Source organism: Micromonospora terminaliae, from assembly GCF_009671205.1.
GTDB lineage: Bacteria > Actinomycetota > Actinomycetes > Mycobacteriales > Micromonosporaceae > Micromonospora > Micromonospora terminaliae.
In genome coordinates, this window is the sequence record NZ_CP045309.1 from 2,190,878 (window position 1) to 2,214,265 (window position 23,388).

General features: G+C 70.8%; 20 protein-coding genes and 1 pseudogene. 4 read left to right on the top strand and 17 right to left on the bottom strand.

The genetic code is table 11. The features are described 5' to 3' along the window. Positions 1-90: 90 nt before the first annotated feature. The 4 genes from GCE86_RS09575 to GCE86_RS09590 are packed head-to-tail and all read right to left on the bottom strand — an operon-like array spanning position 91 to position 6,314. Entirely contained in the window at positions 91-1,125 is a 1,035-nt protein-coding gene (locus GCE86_RS09575) for an ABC transporter ATP-binding protein (RefSeq protein ID WP_154226612.1), read from the bottom strand. Continuing rightward, the gene (locus tag GCE86_RS09580; protein WP_154226613.1) at positions 1,122-2,723 is read right to left on the bottom strand and encodes an ABC transporter permease; all 1,602 of its coding nucleotides are present in this window, start codon (positions 2,721-2,723) and stop codon (positions 1,122-1,124) included. The genes GCE86_RS09575 and GCE86_RS09580 overlap by 4 nt, the downstream gene beginning before the upstream one ends. After that, complete coding sequence (locus GCE86_RS09585; protein ID WP_154226614.1) at positions 2,707-3,732, bottom strand: iron ABC transporter substrate-binding protein; 1,026 nt, start codon at positions 3,730-3,732, stop codon at positions 2,707-2,709. Before GCE86_RS09585 ends, GCE86_RS09580 begins: the two co-directional genes overlap by 17 nt. After that, positions 3,711-6,314, bottom strand: a complete 2,604-nt coding sequence (locus tag GCE86_RS09590; protein ID WP_163636762.1) for an AMP-binding protein — start codon at positions 6,312-6,314, stop codon at positions 3,711-3,713. The genes GCE86_RS09585 and GCE86_RS09590 overlap by 22 nt, the downstream gene beginning before the upstream one ends. Positions 6,315-6,340: 26 nt before the next feature. Here GCE86_RS09590 and GCE86_RS09595 point away from each other — a divergent pair, with 26 nt between their 5' ends. Further along, positions 6,341-6,907: a 4'-phosphopantetheinyl transferase family protein gene (locus tag GCE86_RS09595; RefSeq protein ID WP_154226616.1), complete on the top strand. Its 567-nt coding sequence runs from the start codon at positions 6,341-6,343 to the stop codon at positions 6,905-6,907. Positions 6,908-7,071: 164 nt separating this feature from the next. On the opposite strand, the gene GCE86_RS09600 is transcribed toward GCE86_RS09595, so the two are convergent. Beyond that, a complete protein-coding gene (locus GCE86_RS09600) occupies positions 7,072-7,590 on the bottom strand; it encodes a hypothetical protein (protein WP_154226617.1) in 519 nt (172 codons plus the stop codon). Between the two features lie 560 nt (positions 7,591-8,150). Here GCE86_RS09600 and GCE86_RS09605 point away from each other — a divergent pair. Then, a complete protein-coding gene (locus GCE86_RS09605; RefSeq protein WP_154226618.1) occupies positions 8,151-9,059 on the top strand; it encodes a septum formation family protein in 909 nt (302 codons plus the stop codon). A 296-nt stretch (positions 9,060-9,355) separates the two neighbouring features. Beyond that, complete coding sequence (locus GCE86_RS32000; protein ID WP_163636760.1) at positions 9,356-9,490, top strand: DUF4268 domain-containing protein; 135 nt, start codon at positions 9,356-9,358, stop codon at positions 9,488-9,490. Positions 9,491-9,635: 145 nt separating this feature from the next. Here the strand turns inward: GCE86_RS32000 and GCE86_RS09610 are convergent, their stop codons facing one another. The 5 genes and pseudogenes from GCE86_RS09610 to GCE86_RS09630 form a co-directional block, all read right to left on the bottom strand. Next, positions 9,636-10,499 (bottom strand): hypothetical protein, encoded by an 864-nt coding sequence (locus GCE86_RS09610; protein ID WP_154226619.1) that lies wholly within the window; start codon positions 10,497-10,499, stop codon positions 9,636-9,638. Beyond that, entirely contained in the window at positions 10,496-11,074 is a 579-nt protein-coding gene (gene shbA / locus GCE86_RS09615; protein WP_154226620.1) for an RNA polymerase sigma factor ShbA, read from the bottom strand. Before shbA ends, GCE86_RS09610 begins: the two co-directional genes overlap by 4 nt. 447 nt (positions 11,075-11,521) lie before the next feature. Further along, positions 11,522-12,733 (bottom strand): M23 family metallopeptidase, encoded by a 1,212-nt coding sequence (locus GCE86_RS09620; RefSeq protein ID WP_239542659.1) that lies wholly within the window; start codon positions 12,731-12,733, stop codon positions 11,522-11,524. 64 nt (positions 12,734-12,797) lie between these two features. After that, on the bottom strand, positions 12,798-13,454 hold the full coding sequence (locus GCE86_RS09625; RefSeq protein WP_154226621.1) for a hypothetical protein: 657 nt from the start codon (positions 13,452-13,454) through the stop codon (positions 12,798-12,800). 960 nt (positions 13,455-14,414) lie between these two features. Further along, positions 14,415-14,633: pseudogene (locus GCE86_RS09630) on the bottom strand (ArsR/SmtB family transcription factor); the annotation flags it as partial. 225 nt (positions 14,634-14,858) lie between these two features. Here GCE86_RS09630 and GCE86_RS09635 point away from each other — a divergent pair. Further along, positions 14,859-15,185, top strand: a complete 327-nt coding sequence (locus GCE86_RS09635) for a TraR/DksA family transcriptional regulator (RefSeq protein WP_154226623.1) — start codon at positions 14,859-14,861, stop codon at positions 15,183-15,185. A 433-nt stretch (positions 15,186-15,618) separates the two neighbouring features. On the opposite strand, the gene GCE86_RS31830 is transcribed toward GCE86_RS09635, so the two are convergent. From GCE86_RS31830 to GCE86_RS09670, 7 genes are all read right to left on the bottom strand, one after another. Next, positions 15,619-15,777 carry a hypothetical protein gene (locus GCE86_RS31830; RefSeq protein WP_204342161.1) on the bottom strand — a complete coding sequence of 53 codons (159 nt, stop codon included), beginning with the start codon at positions 15,775-15,777 and terminating at the stop codon, positions 15,619-15,621. 122 nt (positions 15,778-15,899) lie between these two features. Then, positions 15,900-17,096: a M20 metallopeptidase family protein gene (locus GCE86_RS09645; protein WP_154226624.1), complete on the bottom strand. Its 1,197-nt coding sequence runs from the start codon at positions 17,094-17,096 to the stop codon at positions 15,900-15,902. A gap of 395 nt (positions 17,097-17,491) precedes the next feature. Continuing rightward, on the bottom strand, positions 17,492-18,973 hold the full coding sequence (mhpA, locus tag GCE86_RS09650; protein WP_154226625.1) for a bifunctional 3-(3-hydroxy-phenyl)propionate/3-hydroxycinnamic acid hydroxylase MhpA: 1,482 nt from the start codon (positions 18,971-18,973) through the stop codon (positions 17,492-17,494). After that, a complete protein-coding gene (locus tag GCE86_RS09655; RefSeq protein WP_154226626.1) occupies positions 18,970-19,323 on the bottom strand; it encodes a DoxX family protein in 354 nt (117 codons plus the stop codon). Before GCE86_RS09655 ends, mhpA begins: the two co-directional genes overlap by 4 nt. Further along, a complete protein-coding gene (locus GCE86_RS09660) occupies positions 19,320-21,200 on the bottom strand; it encodes an acyl-CoA synthetase (RefSeq protein WP_154226627.1) in 1,881 nt (626 codons plus the stop codon). Before GCE86_RS09660 ends, GCE86_RS09655 begins: the two co-directional genes overlap by 4 nt. Next, the gene (locus GCE86_RS09665; RefSeq protein WP_154226628.1) at positions 21,197-22,135 is read right to left on the bottom strand and encodes a fumarylacetoacetate hydrolase family protein; all 939 of its coding nucleotides are present in this window, start codon (positions 22,133-22,135) and stop codon (positions 21,197-21,199) included. Before GCE86_RS09665 ends, GCE86_RS09660 begins: the two co-directional genes overlap by 4 nt. Further along, positions 22,132-23,169: a VOC family protein gene (locus tag GCE86_RS09670; protein ID WP_244317248.1), complete on the bottom strand. Its 1,038-nt coding sequence runs from the start codon at positions 23,167-23,169 to the stop codon at positions 22,132-22,134. Before GCE86_RS09670 ends, GCE86_RS09665 begins: the two co-directional genes overlap by 4 nt. Between the last annotated feature and the right edge of the window lie 219 nt (positions 23,170-23,388).

Here is a 23,388-nt window from a genome sequence, read left to right on the forward strand (position 1 = left end):
GTGGACCTCGTGACGCCCGGCTCGATCACCTGACCAACGTGACTGACGCGCCTTCACTGGTTGAGAACAGGAGCGGTCATCATCGTCGGATCAGCGTTGGGGGAATGAGCGGACCGGTGCGGGTACGGCGATACCTACCTTGTCGCCTGGGTGAGGTACGCGATCGCCGGGGACGCGAGCCACAAGACGGGTGGTCTGGCCGACCAGTTCCAGGCGGACCAGGGCGTCCGCGCCCTGGTAGGTCACCGACGAGACCGAGGCGGTGGTGTCGAACGGCTCGCCCAGGACGAGTTGCTCGGGTCGGACCATCACGAGTACGTCGCCGGTGGCCGGTTCGGCCAGGTCGAGCCTGCCCAGACAGCAGGAGACGGTCCGGCCGGCGGCCTGTCCGCCGAGGAGCATCGCGTCGCCCAGGAACCGGCCGACCTCGGGCGTGGCCGGTGCGCCGTAAACGCCGGCCGGGCTGTCGATCTGGGCGAACCGACCGTCGAACATGACGGCCACCTGGTCGGCGAACGACAGCGCCTCGGCCTGGTCGTGTGTCACGAGGACGGTGGTCGCGCCCTGCGCGGCGAGAGCGGCACGGGTGGCCTCGCGGGTTGCGGCGCGCAGCGCGGTGTCGAGCGATGAGAACGGCTCGTCGAGCAGCACCACGGATGGTTCGCGGGCCAGGGCCCGGGCGAGTGCGACCCGCTGCTGTTGCCCGCCGGACAGCTCGTCCGGTCGGCGGCGGGCCAGGCTCGGTGACAGGCCGACCAGCTCGAGTAACGGCTCGACCTGGGCCGCCCGGCGCCGTTCGGCGCGTGGCAGCCCGAAGGTGATGTTGCCGGCGACGTCGAGGTGCGGGAAGAGTGCGCCGTCCTGTCGGACGTAACCGATGCCGCGGCGCTCCGGAGCCACCAACGTCGGTCCGTCGGTGAGCACCTCGCCGCGTACCTCGATCCGCCCGTGGTCAGGCCGGATGAACCCGGCGATCGCCCGCAGCAGCGTGGTCTTGCCGCTGCCGGAAGGACCGAGCACTGCGGTGGTGCTGCCGGCACGCACCTCGAGATCGACCTGGTCCAGCACCGGCGGGCCGCCGTACCCGACGGTGAGCCCGGTGATGGAGATCCCGGCGCCGCTCATCGCTGGTCCATGATCTGCCGGCGCAGCAGGACGGTGAGCGGGGCGGACAGGGCGATCATCGCCGCAGCGTACGGGGCACTCGCCACGTAATCCAACTCGTCGCTCGCCGACCAGAACGCGGTGGCCAGCGTCTCGGTGCCGGTCGGCGCGAGGAGCAGGGTCGCGGTGAGTTCGGTCGACGTCGCGAGGAACACCAGCACGAAGCCGGTCAGCGCCGACGGCAGGACCAGCGGCAGGACCACCCGGATGAGGGTACGGAAACCGGACAGCCCCAGCGAACGCGACGCCTCGACGAGCTCGGGCGGAGCCGCGGCCAGGCCGGACCGCCAGGCGACCATGGCGCGGGGCATGAAGAGCACCGTGTAGGCCAGCACCGCGAGTGCGGCGGTCTGGTAGACCGGACGGGCCCACTGCACCGCCAGCGTCACCAGCGCCAGCCCGATCACGACCCCGGGAAGCGCGCTCGCAAGATACGTCACCCGCTCCAGCGCGGTCGACAGCCGGGACGGATACCGGTGCAGCAGCCACGCGGCGGGCAGCGCGGCAACCGACGCCGCCAGGCCCGCCAGCACCGCAAGGCCGACGGTCGAACCCGTCGCCGCGAGCAGTGGGCCGACGGCCACCGCGCCGGACGTGATCGCCCGCACCAGCCAGCGCCCCACCAGCGCCAGCGGAACCAGCAGCGCCAGGCCGACCAGCGCGGCGAGTGCGGCGGACGCGGGGAGGGTCCACGCGCCCAGGCGGTACGCAACCGGACGCTGCCGGGCGCCGGCGCCCACCCGGGCGATCCGTGTGCGGCCGCGCAGTGGCACCTCGAGGGCCAGCAGGCCGACGCAGAGCACCACCAGGACCGCGGCCAGCAGACTGCCGGCGGCGTTGCTGAACCCGACCGCGAACTGCTGGAGGATCGCAGTGGTGAAGGTGGGAAACCGCATCATCTGCAGCACGCCGAACTCGGCCAGCAGGTGCAGGGCCACCAGCAACGCGCCACCGGTGATGGCCGGCCGCAACTGCGGCATCGCCACCCGCAGTACCGCTCCCGGACCGGATGAGCCGAGCGACCGTGCGGCGTCCAGGTGCCCCTGGTCGAGCGCCCGCAGCAGAGCCGCCGCCGGCAGGAAGACGAACGGATAGTAGGCCAGGGCGGTGATGAACACCGCGCCGGCGAGCCCCTGGACCTGCGGCAGCACCGATGTCCAGGCGTAGCTGCTGACGAACGCCGGGATGGCGAGCGGTGCCAGGAGCAGCGTGCGCCACGTGCCGGCGCCCGGCAGTGTCGTCCGTTCCACCAGCCAGGCCGCGCCACAGCCCAGCAGCACGGTGATCGGAACGGTGAGCACGACGAGGAGCATGGTGTTGCCGAGCAGTTCGGCAGTCCTCGGACGCAGCAGTAGCCTCGACGCCTCGTCGCCACTGGCCGAAGCCTCACCGAGCGCGACCAGGACCGGCAGGACCATGACGGCCGCGACAAGCACTGCGGCCGTCACGACGAGCCACGGCATCCGGGTGGACCGGCGGGCGCGTACGACCGGCCGGGGCGCCACCCGTTCCGGGTACCCGGCGGCGGGGGAGTCGCGGAGGTCAGATGATGCCGACATCGGTCATCAGCTCGGTCACCTTCTCGGAGTTCAGCGTGAAGGGATCGACCGGGGGCGCCTGCAGGCTGTTCAACGGCGGCAGCGCGGGCGCCGAGGCGACATCGCTGCCCACGGCGTACTCCATCGACTGGGAGTCGACCAGCACCTGCTGCCCGGCCTTGCTGGTGATGAACGTCAGGAACCTTTGGGCCTCGGTCGGCTTCTTCGTCCGGGCCAGCACGGCTCCTCCGGACAGCGACACGAACGCGCCCGGGTCCTGGTTGCGGAAGTAGTGCAGGGCGGTGTTGGCGCTGCCTTCCTTGGTGCCGGCCTGGTCCCGGTACCAGTAGTAGTGGTAGATCACGCCGCACTCGATCTCGCCGGCGTTGACCGACTTCATCGTGGCGATGTTGTTCTGCAGCACCCGGGCGTTGGACTTCAGGCCGTTCAGCCAGTCGGTGGTCTTCTGCTCGCCCTGACCGGCGAGCATGCCTGCGACGATCGCCTGGAAGTCGGCACCACCCGGGGCGCACCCCCAACGGTCCTTCCACTGCGGCGCGGCGAGATCCATCAGCGACTTCGGCAGGTCGGCCTTGTCGAGTTTGGCGGTGTTGTAGACCAGCACCGTGGACCGGGCGGCGATCGAGGTCCACGACTTCGACGACGGGGTCAGGTGGGCCGGCACCTGCCGCCGGGTCGCCTCGTCCAGCGGGGCGAGCAACTTGTTCCGCTCGACCAGCGTCATCGCCGGACTGTTCTCGGTGAGGAACACGTCGGCGGGCGACGCCGAGCCCTCGGCCACGATCTGATGACCCATCGATGCGTCGGAGCCCTTGCGGACCTGCACCTTGATGCCGGTCGCCGAGGTGAATGCCTCGGCCCACGCCTTGGTGAGGTTCTCGTGCTGCGCGGAGTAGACCTGCAGCGAATCGGGGTCGGCCTTGTACCCGCCCTCGGATTTCGACCCGCACCCCACCAGGCCCACTGCCCCGAGGGCCCCCAGGCCGGTCAGGAACGTGCGTCGACGCATGTCATGTCCTCTCTCACGAGTTGCTTCGCCGTTACCCGACGACGGATGACTGCGACCGCGGGCAGAGGCGACAGCCGCCGGCGCAGGACGTGGTTGCCGACCGCACAGAACCCCAGACCGGCGGCGATCGCGGCCGTGAACTGGACGATCGGAGAATCAAAGAACGCGAACACCTGGAACTGCACGAGGTAGATGTGCAGCGAGGCGGCCGCCAGAGCGCCGAGCGGACGGACGAGCAGCCGCGGCACCGGCAGCGCGGGCACCAGCGCCAGCAGCGTGAGCCCGCCCATGATCGTCAGGTTGCGCGCGGGTTCTCCGGCGAAGAAGCCAAAGGCGGCGCCGGCGGCGACCGCTGTCGTGACCAGTCTGCGTCTCTGACTGTCGGCTGCCGCCATCGCGACTCCCGCCACGAACAGCCACGCCACCGTGCCGGGCAGGCCCCGCAGCGGACCGTCGTACAACGCGAGCACCAGGTAGCGAGGCACTAGCAGCAGCCCCAAGGCGACCATCGCGGTGCGCCAGGCGTCGGCGGCGTATGCGGCCCGCAGCCGCGGAACAGCCAGCGCCGCGACTGCCGCAACCATGATCACCAGGTAGGCCTCGACGAACCAGAAGATGTTGCCGACCTGCGGCCGGGCGAGCCAATGCACCAGCGCGACGTTCGACCAGTGCACCGTTCCGAACCCGAACAGCATCACCGCCGCGACGGTCACCGCCGGGACGACGACCCCGACCGCGATCCGGGCGCTCCGCCGCACGCGCTCCGCCGTCGTCGGCGCGGCGAGTACGTACCTTGCGAACAGGAATCCGGCGACCGCGAGCAGGATGTGCGCTCCGCCGGCCAGCCGGAATAATCCGACATGACTGCCACAGATCGTCACTACGGCCACGCCGCGCAGGACGACGGTCGTCTCGACCCGCCGCAGCAGCGGACGCCGCCAGCGGGAACGTGGCAGCCGGTCGGCGAGCGCGATCAGGTCGCGCACTGGGCGGTGGTGCCAGTCGGACGGGAGATCACCGAGCAGACGCGTCAGGCCGACGGACGCCACGACGTGGCTGAAGGAGTCGCCGCCGAGCTCGACGAACGACCGATCGGGGTCGACGCCACCGCGGCCGACAAGCGGCTCCAGCACGGCGACCACCGCGGCGGCGATCTCTGCCTGCTGGCCGGGGGCCGCCGTGACGTGCAGCTCGGCGCTGCGCCGGCGGTCGAGTTTGCCGTTGGGCAGCAGCGGGAGGTCGTCCACCGCGTGGACCGAGATGACCGACCGGCTGAGACCGGAGACCTGGGCGGCCTGGTCACGAACCTCGTCGGGAGATTGCTCGCAGTGCCGGTAGGTGACCTGGAGCTGGTCGTCGCGGCCGGTGACGCAGGACTGCAGGCCCTGGCCGCGCAGGGAGCGTTCGACCTGGCCGAGGTCGATCCGGATTCCCATGATCTTCACGAAGTCGGACCGCCGTCCGACAATCCGGACCAGTCCGTCGGCATCGATCCGCGCCAGGTCGCCGGTCCGAAGCTCAGTGTGCATACGACCCAGGGCCAGGTCGTCGGGCTGCTCGGCGTACCCGAGCATGACGCCTGGACCCGTGAACACGAGCTCGCCAACCGGGCCGTCGGGTGAACCCACCGCTTCGTCGATTCCGGCCGTGTCGAGCCGGAACGCCGACCCCGCGATCGGCCATCCCACCGCATCGGGGTACCGGTCCGACAGTTCGGGTGGCAGCACGGCCATCCGCGCGGTGGCCTCGGTCTGGCCGTACATCACCGCCAGACTCCAGCCGGCCGAGCGGCCCCGAGCGGCGAGCTCTCGCACCCGCACGGGCGGCAACGCGCCGCCAGCTTGGGCGAGCAACCGGAGCGAAGGCAGACGATCTAGCACACCTTGGACGTCGAGCAGATCCACCACGTGCGGAGTGGCGGCGACCACGGTCACCCGGTCGCGGCGCAGGTCATCGGCGAAGCCGGGGTCGGTCACCGACCCGGGCCGCAGCACCGTGGTGGCACCGGCTCGGAGTTGGGCGTGCAGCACCGACAGCCCGAAGCAGTAATGCAGCGGTAGCGAGGTGACCGCACGGTCGGCCGGCGTGATGGACAACGCCGCCGCGATCGCCTCGGCGTTGCTGACCACGTTGCGGTGGCTGAGTCGAACCAGCTTGGGTGAGCCTGTGCTGCCCGACGTACTGAGCAGAATCGCCAGATCCGGATGCAGGAGGTGCCGCGGTTCATCGGTGTCACCGTTCGGCGTCGCAGCCTCGAACGTGCCATCCGCGCGGAGCCACAGGTCGGGCTGGTAAACCGCAGTGATCGACTGATGCTCCGCCGGGGTGATCAGTGCCACGTGCCCGGCCGACAGCACCGCCAGATAGCCGAGCACCAGCTCGCGATGCGGAGCCAGCGGCACGTGCACGAGACGCCGACCAGACTGTGCTGACGGCAGGCTGGCAGCGAGCGCAGCCACCCGCTCGGCCAGCTCCCCGTAACTGAGACGGCCGGTCGAGTCGATCAGGGCAGGGCGATGCGCGTCAGCCGTCTCAGACACCGGGACGGCGACGCGCACCCACCGGGGTTCAAGCAGCGACACGGTAGGTGAGGCTAACCTAAGCAATCGTGGCTGTCCAACCCCCAACTACGAGCAAGATCACGGTGTTCACGGTCGGCCTGACGGTGGCGCACGTCGGGCTACTCGAAGTGCTCGACCAACGCGAGCGGCAGCGCGTCGATCGCGCCGTAGCTGAGGCTGACCGCGCTCGATTCCTGCTCGGAGCGGCACTGCTGCGCATCGTCGCCGGCTCAATGCTCGACCTCCCGGCCGAGGCGGTGACGGTGGACCGCACGTGCTCTCACTGCGGCCGCTGGCACGGCCGGCCGACGCTACCCGGCACCGCATTGGAGATGTCTGTGTCGCACAGCGGCGCGGTGGTGACCGTTGCCGCCCTGCCCGGCGGCGGGCGGGTCGGAATCGACGTCGAGCGGACCGGCGATCGACCGACACTGGAGGTAGTCGCCTGGACAATCGCAGAGGCGAAGTTCAAAGCCGGTGGCGGACCAGGCCTGACACTCCACCGACTGCCGCCCCCTGCGCCCCGGCACGTCCTGACCTTGGCCACCAATCAGCCCGCGGCCACGGTCGAGGTGGTCGAGGTGGCGACCCTGCTGCCGTCATCCACATCATGACCACCGGAACACGGATGGCGGCGCAAGTGGGCGATCGGGGCGCCCTGGGGGCCGACGCGGGCGTGGTGAGGCAGTCTGGGTGACCGCGACCCGCGGCCTGCGTTGCACCCAGAGAATCTCGCGATTGAGAGAGTCGGGCCCGTCGGGCTACTCGCGTGCCTCGCCTACTTCTGGCACCGCCCGCTGGCCTGCCCCTCGGCGATGACCTTGTCGACGCCCTTGGCGTAGTCCGCCATCGACTCGGCGTCCGGCTGGTACCGCCACTGCCCGTCCTCGTACCGGATCTCGGACATCCCGGCGGCGATCGACCGCTTGAAGTTCACGACCGCCTTGTCCTCGCCCTCAAGACGGGCCCCGGTGATCTCGAAGGTCAGGCCGGTGATGGTCTTGCACTCGGTGTGCAGGCGGGCGTACTCGTCGCGGGTGATCGCCGCCTTGCCCTCCTTGGTCCAGAGGTCCCATGCACCCTTCCAGTCGCCGGCCGCGTAGGTGTCGTACTCCTTCTGAGCTAGCGCCTTGGCCGCCTCTACCGTCTTCGGCTCCTGCGGCTTGTCGGCCTTGGCCTCGGCGGAGGCGGCACCCGGGGCGGCGGAGGTGGTCGGCTTGGTGGTGTCCTCGTTCCCGCAGCCAGCGGTGAGCAGGGCCAGTCCGAGGGCTCCAACGGCGATGATGGTCTTGCGCATTCGTGTGTCTCCTGGTCGTGGTGCAGTGCAGGCCAGTCGGCCAGCGTGGCCGCGATCGGTGGTGAACGGTCGCCGCCCTCGGCGGGTCGCGGGTGATCATGGCAGGTCGGTGCGACAGATCAGCGGTGGGGCGTACGGTCGCTGGTCAGCTCATGCTGGTGCCGGCTCAGCGAGCGGCAACTGTGCAGACTCGGCCGTGATCGCCGAGCCCTTCCCGGATCGCTTCGGCCGTACCTCTTGACCCTCGCCAGGCTCAGCCGGGCAAGTTCGGCGATGCGCAGGTAAGTCGCCTCGGGGCCGCCGACGTGAGTAAGCCGGGGATGGTTGCGGTCGGCCTGACCGGCTCAGCCAGGTAAGTGGCCGCAGCGTCTTGCGCGGGGCGGGAATGGTCAGCATGTGACGAAAGATCGGGACCGCCCCGAGCCGTTCGTCGGCGGGGTCGTCACGGGCCGTCCGCGCCCTCTCAGCGCCTGGCCTGCGCCGGATGTCGCACGCCGGATGGGGACCCTGGCGATGCCTCCGGGTGGCATATGCTGCGCCGGCACGACGGGGAGGGTGGCATGCGACGGTGGCGGGTACGGGTGGCGGTGGCCGCCCTGGCCGGGGCGGTGACGGCGATGGCGGGGTGCGGGGCGCCGGCCGGGCTGGACGGCGACCTGACCGACGACTGGCGGCCCGCCGCGGCGGCCGTGCAGTTCACCCCGAAGGTGGGCGACTGCCATGTGATCGCCGGTCCGTCGAGTTACCTGACCAGCTACCAGCCGGTCGACTGCACGCGGCAGCACCTGCTGGAGACCTTTTACCTGGGCACGTTCACCGGCGCGGTAGCCGAACGGGAAACCCCGCCGCCGGTGGGTTCGGCGGTGCTGCGACCGGCGTTTACCGAATGCGACGCGAAGGCGACCGCGTTCGTCGGTGGCGACTGGCGGGGCGCTCGCCTGACGGTGCAGGTCGCGCCCCCGTCTCCGGGCGGGTGGCAGGGTGGCAGTCGCTGGTTCCGGTGCGACATCTTTGAGCTGGACACGGCCGACGGCGGCTCCGCGCAACGGCATCCGGACGACCACCCGGTGCAGCACACCGGCAGCCTGCGGGACGCGCTGAAGGGCCCGTCACCGCTGGCCTTCGGGTGCCTGAACGAGGACCGGTACGGCGCCTTCGAGCAGACCGGCTGCGCCCGGCCGCACACGTTCGAGTACGTCGGCTCGTGGACGGCGCCCGACACCCCGTACGCGGACGCGGGCCGCGACGAGGACGGCGTGCACGCGAAGTGCCGGGCCCTCGTGGCCCGGTACGCGAAGGTCCCCGTCGACGGCGTGCTGCGCTACCGCACGGGCACCTCGTACCTGGTACCGGCCGCGGAGGCGTGGGCGCGCGGTGACCGGGGGATCCGCTGCTTCTACTGGTCGGGGGGTCCGAAGGTGACCCACTCGATCAAGGGCGGTGGCACAAAGGCGCTACCGGTCCGTTGAGCGCGAAGTGCTCACCGACGCGGGACAGGAAGGAGGGCTTTGACCTGCGGTGATGCCGGCGAGCGGCCTGGCGTGACCTCCCAGAGAACACCGAACTGGTCAGCGTTGGCTGCTCCCCGCCTGCCTACTACCGGCTTGTCGACCTGGTCCCGCCGACGCCAGTCACCGGGACCATCCTGCATCGACGTGCGGCTCTAGATCCGCGTCGCGGAGATGGTAGGGACTCCGGCAACTGAGACTGTCAACGACGGCTGAAAACGGACCCCTGGCGACGGCCGAAAACGGCCCGGTGGCAGGTGCTCAGCGACCGCAAAGCCGAAGCCATGGCGGCTTTCGGCGGTGAGCTGATCTTCGATGACCTGCCGAACAACAAGGCGTGCCGCATCGAAGCCCGACTGATCGGCCCAAAGATCACTGATCAACAGCACTGACCTGAGGTCATCGATTGTGATCGCCAGCCAAGAGCGTCTTCGGCACGCGGTGGCTGCCATCGGCTGGGTCCCGGGCACGGTCGCTCCTACGGCCAACGCAGCGGACTCGGATGCGACCGCCGTGACCGCATGAGACGCGCGGATCTCAGGACTCCACCAGATCTCCGGTGGGAAGCGGCAGCAGTACAGATGGGGCCGGTGCCGGCGGCAGGGGAAGCTCGGGGGCCGACGGCAAGGGTTTGGAGCGGGAGTTGGATGAGGGGGCGGATGCGGCCGGACGCGGCGCCGAGGTGGTCGTTCTCGGCGCCCGGCTGCGGGTCGCGTGGGGGCTGGCGGTCGACGTGACCGGCGACGGCGTTGGGATGGTTGCGCACCGGGGCAAGGTGGGGCAACCGGCCTGAACGGTCAGGTCGTGCAGCACGGCGTCGATGTCGGCGCGCAGGCGGGCGGCCGCGGCCACGTCAGTGATCCGGGTCAGATCCTGCTGGGCCTGATCGATCAACTGCCGGGCTTCCTCGAACCGTCGCGCCTCGACGGCGGCGCGGGCGCGGGCAATGGTGCGCTCGGTATCGCGTACGTCCGCTCGCTCGGGATGCAGGACCTTGGTCAGCGGCCAGAGGGGACTGTTCGGCCCGGCGTTGCGACTGCCGACCCCCAGCGCAGTCAGCAGCACGAGGGCCGCGGCCACAGCGGCGGCCAGCCGCAGGGCCCGCCGCGTGAACGGTCGCGACGGGGCCGAGGCGGGGAAGTGCCCGGAGGTGGTATCGGCCCCAACCTGGTCGACCGGATGGTGGACGGCCGTCCGGCTGTGTAGGCCGTGGGCGCCGGTCACGTCGGTGTTCTCCTCGTCGGCGGTGAGGTCGGCGCGCCAGGCGGCCAGCATCGCGGTCAGGCCGTCGGCGTCGGCCTCCCATCCGCCGCCTCCTCCGAGCACGTCGAGCAACAGGTCGTCGTGGGCGATGGTGGTGAGGTCCGGCTCCTCGCCACCGTCGGGCCAGTGTTCACTCATGCCGCCACCTCGCCGAGTCCGTCGCTGGCAAGGGCACGGAGTCGGGCGAGGGCTCGGGACTGGGCCACGCGTACGGCCGGTGCCGACATGCCGAGGATCGTGCCGACCTCCTCAGCGGTGAGACCGACCGCCACCCGCAGCGTGATGATCTCCCGTTGCACGTTGGGCAGGCGGTGCAGCAGTACAAAGAGTCGACGGGCCAGATCCGTCGCGACTGCCTGTTCCTCCGGCCCTGGTGCGGCGTCTGGTGGCTCCAGCGGGGTGTCGGTGACGGCGACGGCGGAGTACCGCACCGCCGCCCGTTGGGCGTCGGCGACCTTGTGCGCGGCGACAGCGAAGACGAACGCCGAGAACGGCCTTCCCTGCTCCCGGTAGCGGGGAAGGGCCTTAAGCACCGCCAGGCACACCTCCTGCGCGACGTCGTCGGCCGTGGTGTGCGCCCCGCCGATGCGGCCCAGCCGGGCCCGGCAGTAGCGGACGAGCCGTGGCCGCAGGTCGGCGAGCAGGGCAGCCGCCGCGGCCCGGTCGCCCGCGGCGGCCCGGCGGACGAGCTCTGGCTCGATCGCTGTGGTCATCGGATGTGTGCCACCTTTGTTACCGGCCGGTTAACCGCACGCTATCGAGACGCGTGCCACCTTGCCTAGCCCACGTCGCGTCGCCAAATGGGAAACCCAAAGAAGACCGTTGCGTGATGCCGCCGCGACGTGAGGTAGCAGTCAGGTGAGTGAGGGCCGGTGGCCGTCCAAGTCGCTGCAGAAGCTGCCTGAGTCCCTTCGGTGGCCAACCGATCCGGTCGACGACAGCCTGCCCTGCCGCCTGATGAGATCCCCGTGCTGCTGTGTCCGTCGGCACCAGCAAGTCGGTGTTCCCGAATACGCGTGGCCTTTGCGCTCGTCGGGACGGCCGAGCGCGTCAGGACGGCGCATTGGCTCGGCAGGCACCGCGGCCAGATCCGCGACGGTCTCTTCGATGGCCCTGGCCACGGCCGACAACCTCGCGTCCTGCCCGAAGAGTGGTGCGGCCTAGATCCAAGGTAGAGGGTCGACTGGACGGCCGCCGAGACGTACCTCGAAGTGCAGGTGGGGACCTGTTGAGGCGCCGGTCGATCCGACCAACCCGATGACCTGCCCGGCGCGGACGCGCTGACCAGGCGACACCATCAGTCTGGACTGATGGCCGTAGCACGTGGACAGCCGCTGCCCGTCAGCCCTGCCGTGATCAATACAGGTGTAGTTGCCATAGCCGCCGTACCAGCCGGCGCGCGACACACGACCGTCCGCGGCCGCGAGGATCGGGGTACCAATCGGGGCGGCGAGATCCACGCCCGCGTGCAACTGCCACACGTGGTAGTACGGGTCGAAACGGGTGCCGTACCTGCTGGTGAGCCGACCCGACAGTGGACGCCCGAGCCGGCCCTCACCGACCGTAGCGACGGCGCGGGCCGGTGCCGCCACGACGGGAACCGTGCGGACGCGACGGCTGATCTCCTGCCGAAGGCGCGCCTCCTCCGTCCGGCGGCGGACGAGTTCGGTCTGGCCGGAGTTGATCGCGCCGGACAGCGCGACAGCGCGACCGGTGGGGGTGTCCACCACATCCGCGGAGTCCACCACGCCGAAGGGCGCCGCATCCGAGTCCCCGCCAGCGGTCAGGGACGTCAGCAGTTGCAGCACCGGGTCCGGCCCGCGCTGCACTCTGGCGAGGTCATCGCGGGTCCGAGCGAGAACGTTCTCCAAGTACTGGATCCGGTGCTCGACTTCGCTGAGCGCGGCGACCTGGCGGGCCTGTGGGGTGACGGCCGCGTCCACCGGCGGCTGCGGATACAGATCGGCGCCAGGGTCGCCAGCGATGAGCGCAGGAGCCGATCCCGGGCTCACGATCGGCCCGTCGTTGCTGGGCGGGGCCGAGACATCCACCCGCGGCAGCTTGCCTGAGGTCGGCGGAACAGTCGCGGGTGGCGCACTCGGTCGGGTCGACGCAGTGGCCGACGGGACGGGCGGCGGCTTCACCGCCGGCGGCTTGGTGGACGGCAGCGGCACCTTCGGCGGCTTGACCGGTGGCAGCGACACCGTCAGCGACGGGCTCGGCAGGGCCGGCAAGGTCGGCAAGGGCCCCTGCGCTGATGAACCTCGCGCCCCGGCGGTCGCCGCCCCGGCGTCCAGGCAGAAGGACATCACCATCAGCGTCGCTGCGGCGACGGTAGCCAGCGTGGCCTGCCTCCACCACCGTTCGCCCATGGCGTCCTCCCGCCGTCGACCTCGTTTCCGTCCCTCTGCTACATCGGATTCCAGCGCCGAGTCGTTACAGGCGGCCGGGCGGCAGGCCGCGACGCCTCCGCAGCCGTCGACGCGCTAGCAGGATGCCCGCCGCGACGGCGCTGACCACCACCGCCGCCACGACCGGCGTCCGCAGCGACCCTTCCGGCGGCCGGACCTCATTTGCCACAGCCGGCGTCTCCAACGCTGGATCTGTGGCCGCGGTGGTGGCCGTGGCCGTCGAGCCGGGAAGCAGATAGGCGTTGCTGGCGATGTGGGAATCCGTCACGGTGGACTCCGCCGAAGTGACACTGACCCGGTTGCGGACCAGCGTGCCCGGCGGCACACCCGGGCGAATCCGCCCCGTAATCGTGATGCGCGGCACCGCTGCGGCGGCACCCAGGAGCAGGTCACCGAGATCGCAGACGACGATACGAGGGGACGCCGCACACCGACCCGGCTCAGCTCGGGCGATGATTCCGTCGAGATCCGCCGTGGTGGTGAAGGTGACCCGCGTGGCCGTAAGGGTGCCCCTGCCGGAGATCGTGACAGTGTGGGTCACGCCCTGCGCGGGCAGCGCGCCGAACGGTGTCGACGTCAGCACCGGCGTGGCGTCCACCGCAGGTGCCGGTGGCGACGCCGGAGCAGTCCCGGCCACGGCGACCACCACGCCCGCCACCGACGCGGCGACAGACTCCCACATTCCCACACTGTAAGCCGACTGACCCACGATCGCCTCCGGCCAGGTGCACCTTCTTGCTCAACCCACCCGGAGATCGTGCCCACGCATGGTCGGCCGAGTCGTCCCAGCTACCACCGGCGGGACGCAGGAAGTCGGCGGCCGACATGTTGCACTTAGGTCAGCATCGAGGTGGTGGCGACACAGCGCAGCGTGGTTGGCACGGTCGCCTCGCCTCCTGCTCGCCGAATCCTGACAGACGTGCAGCAGTTGACAACCGTGGTTGTCCGGCGGACTCTGAAGGTGAGGTCGATGGCGAGGGGGTGGGATCGTCCGGGGCCTGACGGCTGACGAGCGGCAGGAACTACGGCGGCAACTGGGTGCTGTCGCCGTGGACTGGGCACAGCGGCTGAACAGCTCCGATATGGATCCGCAGGGCGGAGCTGACCACAGGCCCAGCTACGCGGAGAGGATGCGGACCCACCTGGCGCGCATGGCAGCAGGTGAACAGATGCGTATTCTTCTCGCCGACGTGGTCTCCGCCAATGCCGAGGAAGCGGTGCGATGCGGAGCCGGCTATCCCGAGCTCGGTGCAGCGATTGGTGCCAGCCGGCAAGCGGCGCGTAAGCGATGGCCTAACCTTCCTATCTCCAGAAGGCGCGCCAGCGAGTGGAAGCAGCCGCCCGGGGGCATCGGGTGGGCGGGTGAGAGCCATCTGGGATACCCAGGGGCGGCCTGACCGTTTCGTCAGCGAAATCGGGGCGGCTACCCGACCGGGCCCCGGCGGCACGCAGCTGCGTGAGCGCCATCAACCGGCGGCAACGGCAATGACAGGAGCGGAGCCAGTCACTTGCCAGTCCCCAGGCCAAGCGGACAGCGGCTGTCTGTCGACCAGGTCCGCCGAGGCTGGGGTGGACGCGCCGCCGGGTCCCAGGACGACGAGTGCTGCTCCCCAAGCCGCACTAGCTGCTGGCCGTCTGTGTTCTAGCGGGCCTTCTTGGTCGCCCGTCTGCGGGGCGGCGGCAGCGAGTCGGCGATCGCTGCGATCGAGGAAGGCATTGGGCGGCAGTACGCCCAGACGCCGCGTTGCTCGCGCTCGAGCAGGCCGGCCTCGGTGAGGATCCGGAGGTGATGACTGACGGTCGGCTGGGCGAGGCCGAGCGGCGTAGTGAGGTCACTGACGGACGCCTCGAACTGCCGGGCCATCCGACGAGGCGATCCTCACTTGGGCCCACACCGGTCTGACCCTCGAAGCCGAACCGGTAACCCCGACCTTTCAACCTCTGTATCCCAATCGGGTACGCCGGGCCCAGGAAACCATCGCGACCCCCGTCATCTCGCGGCGCCCTTATGCCGCCACCGGTGCGCGTCCCCTCCATGGCCTGTCTGTGCCGGCTGGAGGCCGTTAGGCCCCGTTAGGCTACACATATGGTCCGGGATGAACTGCTGCGGCTGCGAGCAAGGGCGGAGGCTGAGGCGGCGACGCTGGCCCAGGATCTGGAGGCGCTGTTCCTGGCATCGCGGGATTCGAATGCCGACGACGAGCACGACCCGGAGGGCGCCACCATCGGCTTCGAACGCGCCCAGTTGACCGCGCTGCTGGCCGGGGCGCGAAAGCGGATCGCCGACGTTGACGACGCGCTGCGTCGGGTGGACGCGGCGACCTACGGCGTCTGCGAACGATGCGGGCAGCCGATCGGCGATGAACGGCTCGCCGCGCGGCCGTTCGCCCGCTTCTGCATGGCATGCGCATAGGGCATCAAGGAGAGGGAACACTGGGGGCTCGCTCACCAATTCCAGCGAAGCGTTTACGCGGGCCACGACCAGATGCGCTCAACTGCCGCCGAGCGTGCGCACGACGCAACGTCATGGCCGCCGGGCTGGTGTCTGCTCCAAGGTCCTGGCCGAGACGATTGCGCGAGCCGTCGGTGATCCGATCAGTCGGGCTGGTCATCTGCCTCGCTGTAACCGTGAGCCGACAGAACGGCCAGGAGCCGCTCATCCCACGCGCCCTCGTCGGCGTCATTCCATCGATGCCGCTGCGGGCATTGCCAGTTCGGTGGCTGGTCCGGAAGCAAGCAACCGCCGAGTGCCAAGTCCCCACTCTCGGCGGCGTCGACAGCTTCAGGAACGGGAAGACCGAACAGCAGAGGCACGCCTGCTGCACCGCATTCAGGGCAAGCCGGGATCACACTCGCACGGTACTCGTCGAGCATCCTCCTGCCGCCAACCGCGCGTCATTGAGCGCGGCGAGGGTGATGTTGTGCAGGTTGGCGATACCTGAAGCAGCATCGGCCAATGTGTGGGTGGCGCCGCGGTAGTCGCGCAGGATCTTTCCGTTCTCCATCCTGGCGCGGCGTTGCTCGACCCTGGCGCGGTCGGTGCGGTGTTCGCGGTTGAGGCCGTCCTTCCCAGCCGGCAGTGCGGTGCCGTCGGCGGGCTTGCGGTACGGAATGACCCCCGCGGCGGTCAGCGCGGGGTGAGGGCGAGCGCGGCGAGCGCGGCGACCCCAGCGGTCAGCGCCGACTCGTCGAGGCGCATCTGCGGTGAGTGCACCGGCGCGACCGGCCCGGCCCCGGGCCGGGTGCCCAGGATCAGCATCGCGCCGGGCGTGCGGTGCAGCAGGTACGCGAAGTCCTCGCTGGCCGGGAACGGGGTGGGCAGCTCGCTCACCCGGTCGGGGCCGAGCGCCCCGGCGACCGTGGCCAGCGCCCAGCGCGCCTCGAACGCGTCGTTGACGGTCGGCGGGTAGCCGGGGTGCATGCTCACCTCGGCGGTGCAGCCGTGTGCGGCGGCAACGCCCGCGGCGACCTGGGCGAGCGCCTCGGCCACCCGGGACCGGGCGGCGTCGCTGAATGTTCGCACGGTGCCCTCGGCCGTCGCGGTGTCGGGGATGACGCCCGCGCCGGAGACGCCGGCGTCCAGCCGGTTGATCGTGACCACCACCGGGTCGAAGACGTCGAACCGGCGGGTCACCATCTGCTGCACGGCCAGCACGATCGCGCAGAGCACCGGCACCGGATCGGCGCCGAGGTGCGGCAGGGCCACGTGGCCGCCCGCGCCGTGCACGGTGAGGGTCAGCGCGTCCGCGCCGGCCAGCAGCGCGCCGGGCCGGGTGCTCACCGTCCCCGCGGGCAGCCCCGGGAACTGGTGCAGGGCGTACGCGCGGGCAGGCGCGAAGTCGCCGTCGAGCAGCCCGTCGGCGAGCACGGTGCGGCAGCCGTCGTGGCCCTCCTCGCCGGGCTGGAACATGAGGATCACGTCACCGGGCGGGCCGGGATCGGCCTCCGCGATCAGGTGGGTGGCCTCCACCAGCATGGCGACGTGCGCGTCGTGCCCGCAGGCGTGCATGGCGCCGGCCACCGTCGAGGCGTACGGCAGGCCGGTCCGCTCGGTCAGCGGCAGCGCGTCCATGTCGGCGCGCAGCAGCACCGGCGGGGCGTCGCCCCGGCCGGCCAGCCGGGCGACCACGGCGCTGGAGGTGGTGCCGGTGCGCACCTGCAGCGGCAGGGGACGCAGGGCGTCGAGCACGGCCGCCTGGGTACGCGGCAACCACAACCCCAGCTCCGGATGGCCGTGCAGCCGCCGGTACAGCTCGGTCAGCGACGCGCGCCGCCGTTCCGCGTGCGCCAACAGCTCCGGCCGGTCGGTGGTGGGCGACGCCATGGGTCGAGAATTCCGGCGCCGGACCTACCGGTCAAGGACCCGCGCGGCGAGGTCGGGCTTCCGACAGCGGGCGCGATCTCCCGTGTTCGGACGCCGACGACGCCGTCGACGGCCTCGCGGAGGAAGTCGGCGTGGCCGTTGCGCCGGGGGTGCTCGCATTCCAAGACTTCCACTCCGGCAAGTTCGGCTCCGTCCCGCAGCAGGCCCGCCTCGCCTACCGCTGATCACGCAGCCAGCCGCACGACTACGACCGAGGCCCGGGCGGCTTGCTGTCCGGGCCGACCAGAAACCGTCCGGCGCCGACTCCTCCTCCACGGTCCGTTTCGGGCGGCGGGGGAGGGGCCTCCGGCTGGGCCGTCCGGTGTCAATGCAAGCGGCGGACAGGGCGATGTGAGTCAGTCACAGGTGGGCAGTTGCCGACCGGCGCTGAGGACAGTGCCGTCGGGGCGGACGACGGCCACCCGGGCCCCACCTGTCCTCAGCCATTGGTGTAGCTGACTGCCGGGCTCCGCGGTGATGAGCGCTGCTCCACGCCGTTCGATGTCGGCTCGTTCGGTGGCGGACGGTTCGTGGGACGTGACGATCGCGAATCGGCCGCTGGCCACGTCGTCGAATCGGCGGTCGCCGTCGAGGATCGCGTTCGGGCACAGCCGCCCGGCGAGGGTGCGGCGCAGGCGTGGCCGGATCACCAGGTCGGACCGTTGCAGCGGGGGCGTCTGGCTGTCAGTGGCCAGGTCCGTTAGGCCGGGTACGAGGTGCAGCCGCGGCGCCACCGCCCGACGGATGATGTTCCCCACCTCGCCACCGGCTGTCATCGCGGTGCCAATGAACTTCGCCAGCTTGATCATCGCGCGGGCGTGATGTCTGCGTTCGATTTCGTAGGTGTCGAGCAGGGCTTCGGGCAGGGTCCCGTCGAGCACGCCGGCGAGTTTCCAGGCGAGGTTCATCGCGTCGCGCAGTCCGGCACACATGCCCTGGCCGATGAACGGTGGAGTGAGGTGGGCGGCGTCGCCGAGCAGGAATACCCGGCGGTCGCGCCAGCGGTCGGCGAGCTGTGCGCGGAAGGTGTACTCGGCGGCGCGGATGACTTCCAGCTCCGCGAGGGGGATGTTCCCGGTCCACCGCGAAATCAACGGATGCAGCCGGGCCATGTCGCGGTAGTCGTCGGCGGTCTCGCCGTGCAACAGCTGGAACTCCCAGCGGTAGCGGGTCTTCCCGACTCGCATGTACGTGCCGGCGCGGGCCGGGTCGGAGAACTGGTGCACGCCCTCCCACTGGTCGAGGTCGGCCTCGGTGACCACGTCGATGACGAGCCAGCGTTGGGTGAACCCCAGATCCTGCATGGTCGCGCAGATGGAGGCCCTGGTCAGACTGTTGGCGCCGTCGCAACCCAGGACGTACGCCGCGCGGACGGACTCGTGCTCGCCGCTGGCGTTGTCGGTGAACTCGACCCGCACCCCGTCCGCGTCCTGAGCCAGCGCCGTGACCTCGGCGTTGCCGCGGAGGGTGGCGGTGGGGTACCGGGCCAGATTCCGGCGGAGGATCGCCTCGAGTTCCGGCTGGTCGAACAGGCTCCCCTGCGGGTAGCCGTGCCGGCCCTCCGCGACGTCGCGCCGGAACTCGGCCAACACCCGCATGTCTCGGTCCAGGAGGCGCAGTCCCAGGTGCGGCCGGGAGATCGCCGCGAACTCGTCCCGCAGCCCGAGCCGCGCCAGGATGCGGTGCACCTCGTCGTCGAGGGCGACGGCGCGGGGCTGGGGATAGATCGACTCCCAGCGCTCGAGGATCAGGCACTCGACGCCGTACTGGGCGAGCAACGTCGCGGCCGTGAGCCCGGCGGGGCCCGCGCCGACGATCACCACCGGAACCGCTCTCATCGCGTCAGCAACTGAAGAACGAGGTAGGCGGCGGCGAGGAGCCCGCAGACGAGGGCCGGTGCGTACTTCTGCGGGCCGTCTCCCTTGCGCAAGTGCACCACGAGGGCCCCGGTGAGCAGAAGCAGCAGCCCGGCACCGGCGGCAGCACCGAGAAGCGGCGCGAGCAGGCCGATGAGCAGGCCGACCGCCGCAGCGACCTCGAGGAGGCCGATGCGCCGGTAGGCCGCCACGGAGAAACCCGCCTCCGCGGCCAGCTCCCGCATCGGTTGCACGGCCCGGATCTTGGCCGTGCCCAGGGCGAGGAAGGCCAACGCGAGCAGTACCGCGAGGATGGAAGCAGCGAGGGTCATGACATAACCACCAATCGCCATTCGACGGCATAACGGCCCAAAATCGCCTTGACGGCATCCTCGGCGGAGGGAGAAATCTTGACGGTGGCCACGATGGAGCTGCCCTCGATCGTGGCCTCGATGTCGTGCACGCCGGCGGCCCCTTCGAGTGCCGCGCGGAGTTCCCTGTGGGCGGCGTCCGCCCGCAGCCCGAGCTTGTAGAGCTTGCCGACGGCGGTGACGGGCAGCTCGTCGAGGACCGTGACGGTCCTGGGCGCGGCGGCGCGGTCAGGCACCCGCTCGCGCGCCCAGGCGCACAGTTCCTCCTCCGTGACCGTGGCGCCGGACCCGAGGGTGACGTAGGCGACGGGTACCTCGCCAGCGTGGACGTCAGGGCGTCCGACCGCGCTGGCCGCGGTCACCTGCGGGTGGGCCAGCAGCGCGTCCTCGACGGTGGCGGGGTCGATGTTGTGCCCGCCGCGGATGATCAGGTCCTTGGCCCGGCCGGAAAGGTAGACGAACCCGTCCTCGTCGACGCGTGCGAGGTCGCCGGTGTCCAGCCAGCCGTCGACCAGCTTGCCCAGGCCGTCCAGGACCGGGCCGTTCTCGTCGCGGTCGGTGACGTAGCCGGGGAAGACGGTCGGGCCGCTGATCGCCAGAATGCCCGTCTCGCCGGCGGGTAGCTCGTCCCACGTCCCGTCCGCGGCGACCACCCGCACCGACTGGTAGGGCAGGCGCTGGCCGACCGAGCCGGGCCGTGACACGTCGGGGAAGGTGCGCGCGCTCGCGCACGTCGCCTCGGTCAGCCCGTAGCCCTCGGTCAGGGTGATCCCGGTGCGGGCGTGAAAGCTGTCCCGGACCGCGGCGGGCAGCGGTGAGGCCCCCACCAACGGAACCTGCAGGCTGCTGATGTCAGCGTCGACCGGGATCTGCGCCAGCGCTGCGTACACCGTGGGCACGGCGCTCATGGCGACGATTCGATAGTGCTCCACGATCTTCCAGAATGAGCCGTACAGCGCGGGATCGCGATAGCCGAGCGGACCGGCCCACACCGCGCTCTGCCCCTTGAACAGGGGCGTGAGCAGGGTGACCACGAGTGCGTTCACGTGGAAGAGCGGAAGGGCGGCGAAGACCACGCTCTCCTGATCGAACAGGGAGCTGGCGGCCAGCATCCACGCGTCGGCGACCTCGTTGCCGTGCGTGTGCGCGGCCAGCTTCGGGGCGCCGGTGGTCCCGCCGGTGTGGAACATCGCGGCCAGGTCGGCGGACCGAGGCAGGTCACCGCCGAAGGCGGCGGGATCCTGGGCCGCGGCAAGCTCGCCGAGGTAGCCGATGCGCACCCCGTGGATGGCGGGAAGCGGCTCGCGCGCGCCGGCGGCGCCGGTGGGCCGCAGCACGAGGATCGCGTCGAGCAGACCGTCCCGGGCGAGCGCCTGCGCGGTGTCCCAGGTGGCCGGCGCCAGCTCCGGCCCGGCCGTGACCAGCACGCGGGCGCCGGAGCGCCGGAGGAGTTCGGCGAGGTGCTGCCGCGACAGGCCGCTGCCCATCGGCGCCGCGATCCCGGCGAGCTGCGCGGCCAGCGTCGCGGTGATCAGATCGGCGCAGTTGGGCGACATCAGGGCGACCGCGTCACCCCGCCGCACGCCGAGGTCGTGGAACAGGTTCGCGACCCGGTGAACCTCCGCCAAGAGCTCGGCGAAGGTACGGCGCAGCGGCCCCCGCCAGCGGGTGGCGTCGGGCAGGACGGTGAGCGCCGTACGGTCCGGCCAGCACGTCGCCGCCCGCGAGAGCAGCGCGTACGTCGACTCGGGCAGGCCCCGCGCCTCGAGCGGCACAGCCTCGATCGCGGCCAGGCCGTCGGGCGTGGCGTAGTCCGGCCACAGCAGGTCCTCGGTCATCCGGCGTACCTCACGACCGTGCGCTGCCGGCCCAGGTCGATCGCGGCGTCGTCGGTCGCGACGGCGGCCTCGACGACGTCGCCGTCCTGGAGGTACCTGGGGTTCCGAACCTGGCCCTTGAAGAACATCTTCCACTTCACCGCGGGGGGCAGCAGCGAGACGAGGAACATGACCGGCTTCGGCGGCGCGCTCAGGGCGGTCCCGACCGGCGTGCCGGTCAGCAGCAGATCGCCAGCGTCGATCCGCTGGAAGCGGGTCAGCGCCTGCACCGCCTGCACCGGCGTGTAGATCATGTCCGTGGCGGGCATGTCCTGCCGCAGTTCGCCGTTGACCCACAGCTTCAGCCGGAGGTCGGTGAACCGCTTGAGTTCGTCGGCGTCGAGCAGCACCAGCGCGGGGCCGACCGGGGTGAAGGTCGGGTAGGACTTGGCCTCGTAGAACTGGGTCTGGGGAAGCTGGACGTCGCGTGCCGAGACGTCGTTGGTGACGACCAGGCCTGCGACGTAGTCGGCGAGGTTGTCCTCGGTGACCGAAGTGCCGACCGGCATCTCCCGACCGAAGACCAGCCCGATCTCCACCTCGTAGTCCAGCAGCCGCACGTGGGCGGGCCGGACGACGTCGGCGAACGGCCCGCTGATCGAGCCCGAGGTCTTGCGGAAGAACGTCAGGGGGACGGATTCGGGGTTGCCGTTGGTGTCCTTGACGTGCGAGGCGAAGTTCGTCATCTGGGCGACGACGCGGCAGGGTGCGGTCACCGGGGAGACCAGCGCGAGGTCGTCCACCGGAACGGTGTCGCTGCTCGTCGCGGCCGCGGCGATCGCCGGCCGGTCCGCCAGCAGTTCGGCAGTGGTGGTGGCGCTGGTCTGCACCTTGGCGGCGCCGGTGGGGGTGAGCACCCACCAGGCGTCGGCGGTGCGCAGGACGGAGGTGCTCATGAGGTGAACGCTTTCATCAGGCCGCGCAGGCGGTGGAGGTCGAATTCGTTGTCCTCGCGCAGCGCGCCGATGACCGCGCGCAGCTCGCGAAGCGATTCCCGGCCGGGTCGCATGCCGAGAAAATCCTTGGTGGCGGGCGGACCCCACTGGGCGAGCCCGGAGGCGGCCATTGGCGCCCAACCCGGTTCCAGCGTGCAGTCGAACAGGTCGCCGTCGGTGAAGTGCTCGACAAGGAAGCCGTCCGGGTCGCGCCAGTAGTCGAAGATCTGGCTGCCCTGGATGTGCCGCCCGATTCCCCAGGACCGCTGGTAGCCCCATTCGCGCAGGTACTCCCCGCCGGCGGCCAGCGCGTCCAGGTCGGGGACCTGGAAGGCGGAGTGCACGTACCGGTTGGCCGGGCCGAGGGTCATCGCGAGCGTGTGATGGTCGGTGGGCGTGCTGCCGCGGTCACAGCGGATGAAGCTCATGACCGGACCGCGCTCACGCTGGCCCTGGTGATACAGGAAGTCGCTGACGATCAGACCCAGGTGCTCCAGGTACCAGTTGAGCGTCTCGAGGTACTTGGTCGTCTGCAGCACGACGTGACCGAGTCGCTGTACCGTGGCCGGCTCCCGCGGCGGCCGCTGGGTGACGTTCACCCGCGCCACGTCGTGCCCGACGTTGAAGGGCAACGGCGACTGCGCGGACAGCGCAGGCAGCTCGTGCGTGTCCGCGACCACGCGGACGCGGGCCCCGCTCGGGTCGACCAGATCCACCGTGACCCCGCCCAGGCTCTCGGGGAGGGGGGTCATCGGTCGCCCGGTCGCCTCCGCGAGGCGCAGCACGTCCTGCGAGTCGGCGGCCCTGAAGGCGGGGCCGATGAACCGCGACCGCGGGCCCCGGCGGATGAGCACGCAGGGCGAACCCGGGTCCGTGCCGCGCAGATGCAGCTCGTCTGGGGTGCGCAGCGACGTCGTGAAGCCGAAGGCCCGGGCGAAGATCTCGGCGCGCTCCAGATCAGGCTTCTGGAACTCCAGCCAGGCCAGGTCGTGCACCTTGACGATCGGGTTCCGGGCCCGACCCGGGTGCTCGCCCCGCAACGCGCCCTGCTCGCTGTGCAGACCCGTATGGGGATCGTGCCGATTGATCATGTCGCCCTCCTTTCGCAGTGTTGACGAAATCGTCACTTACGAGTTCAGCGTCAGTCAAGGGCGGGTGACGATTCCGTCACCTCTGAGGGCCGCCGGGTAAGCTGAGCGCGGATCGAACCTCGG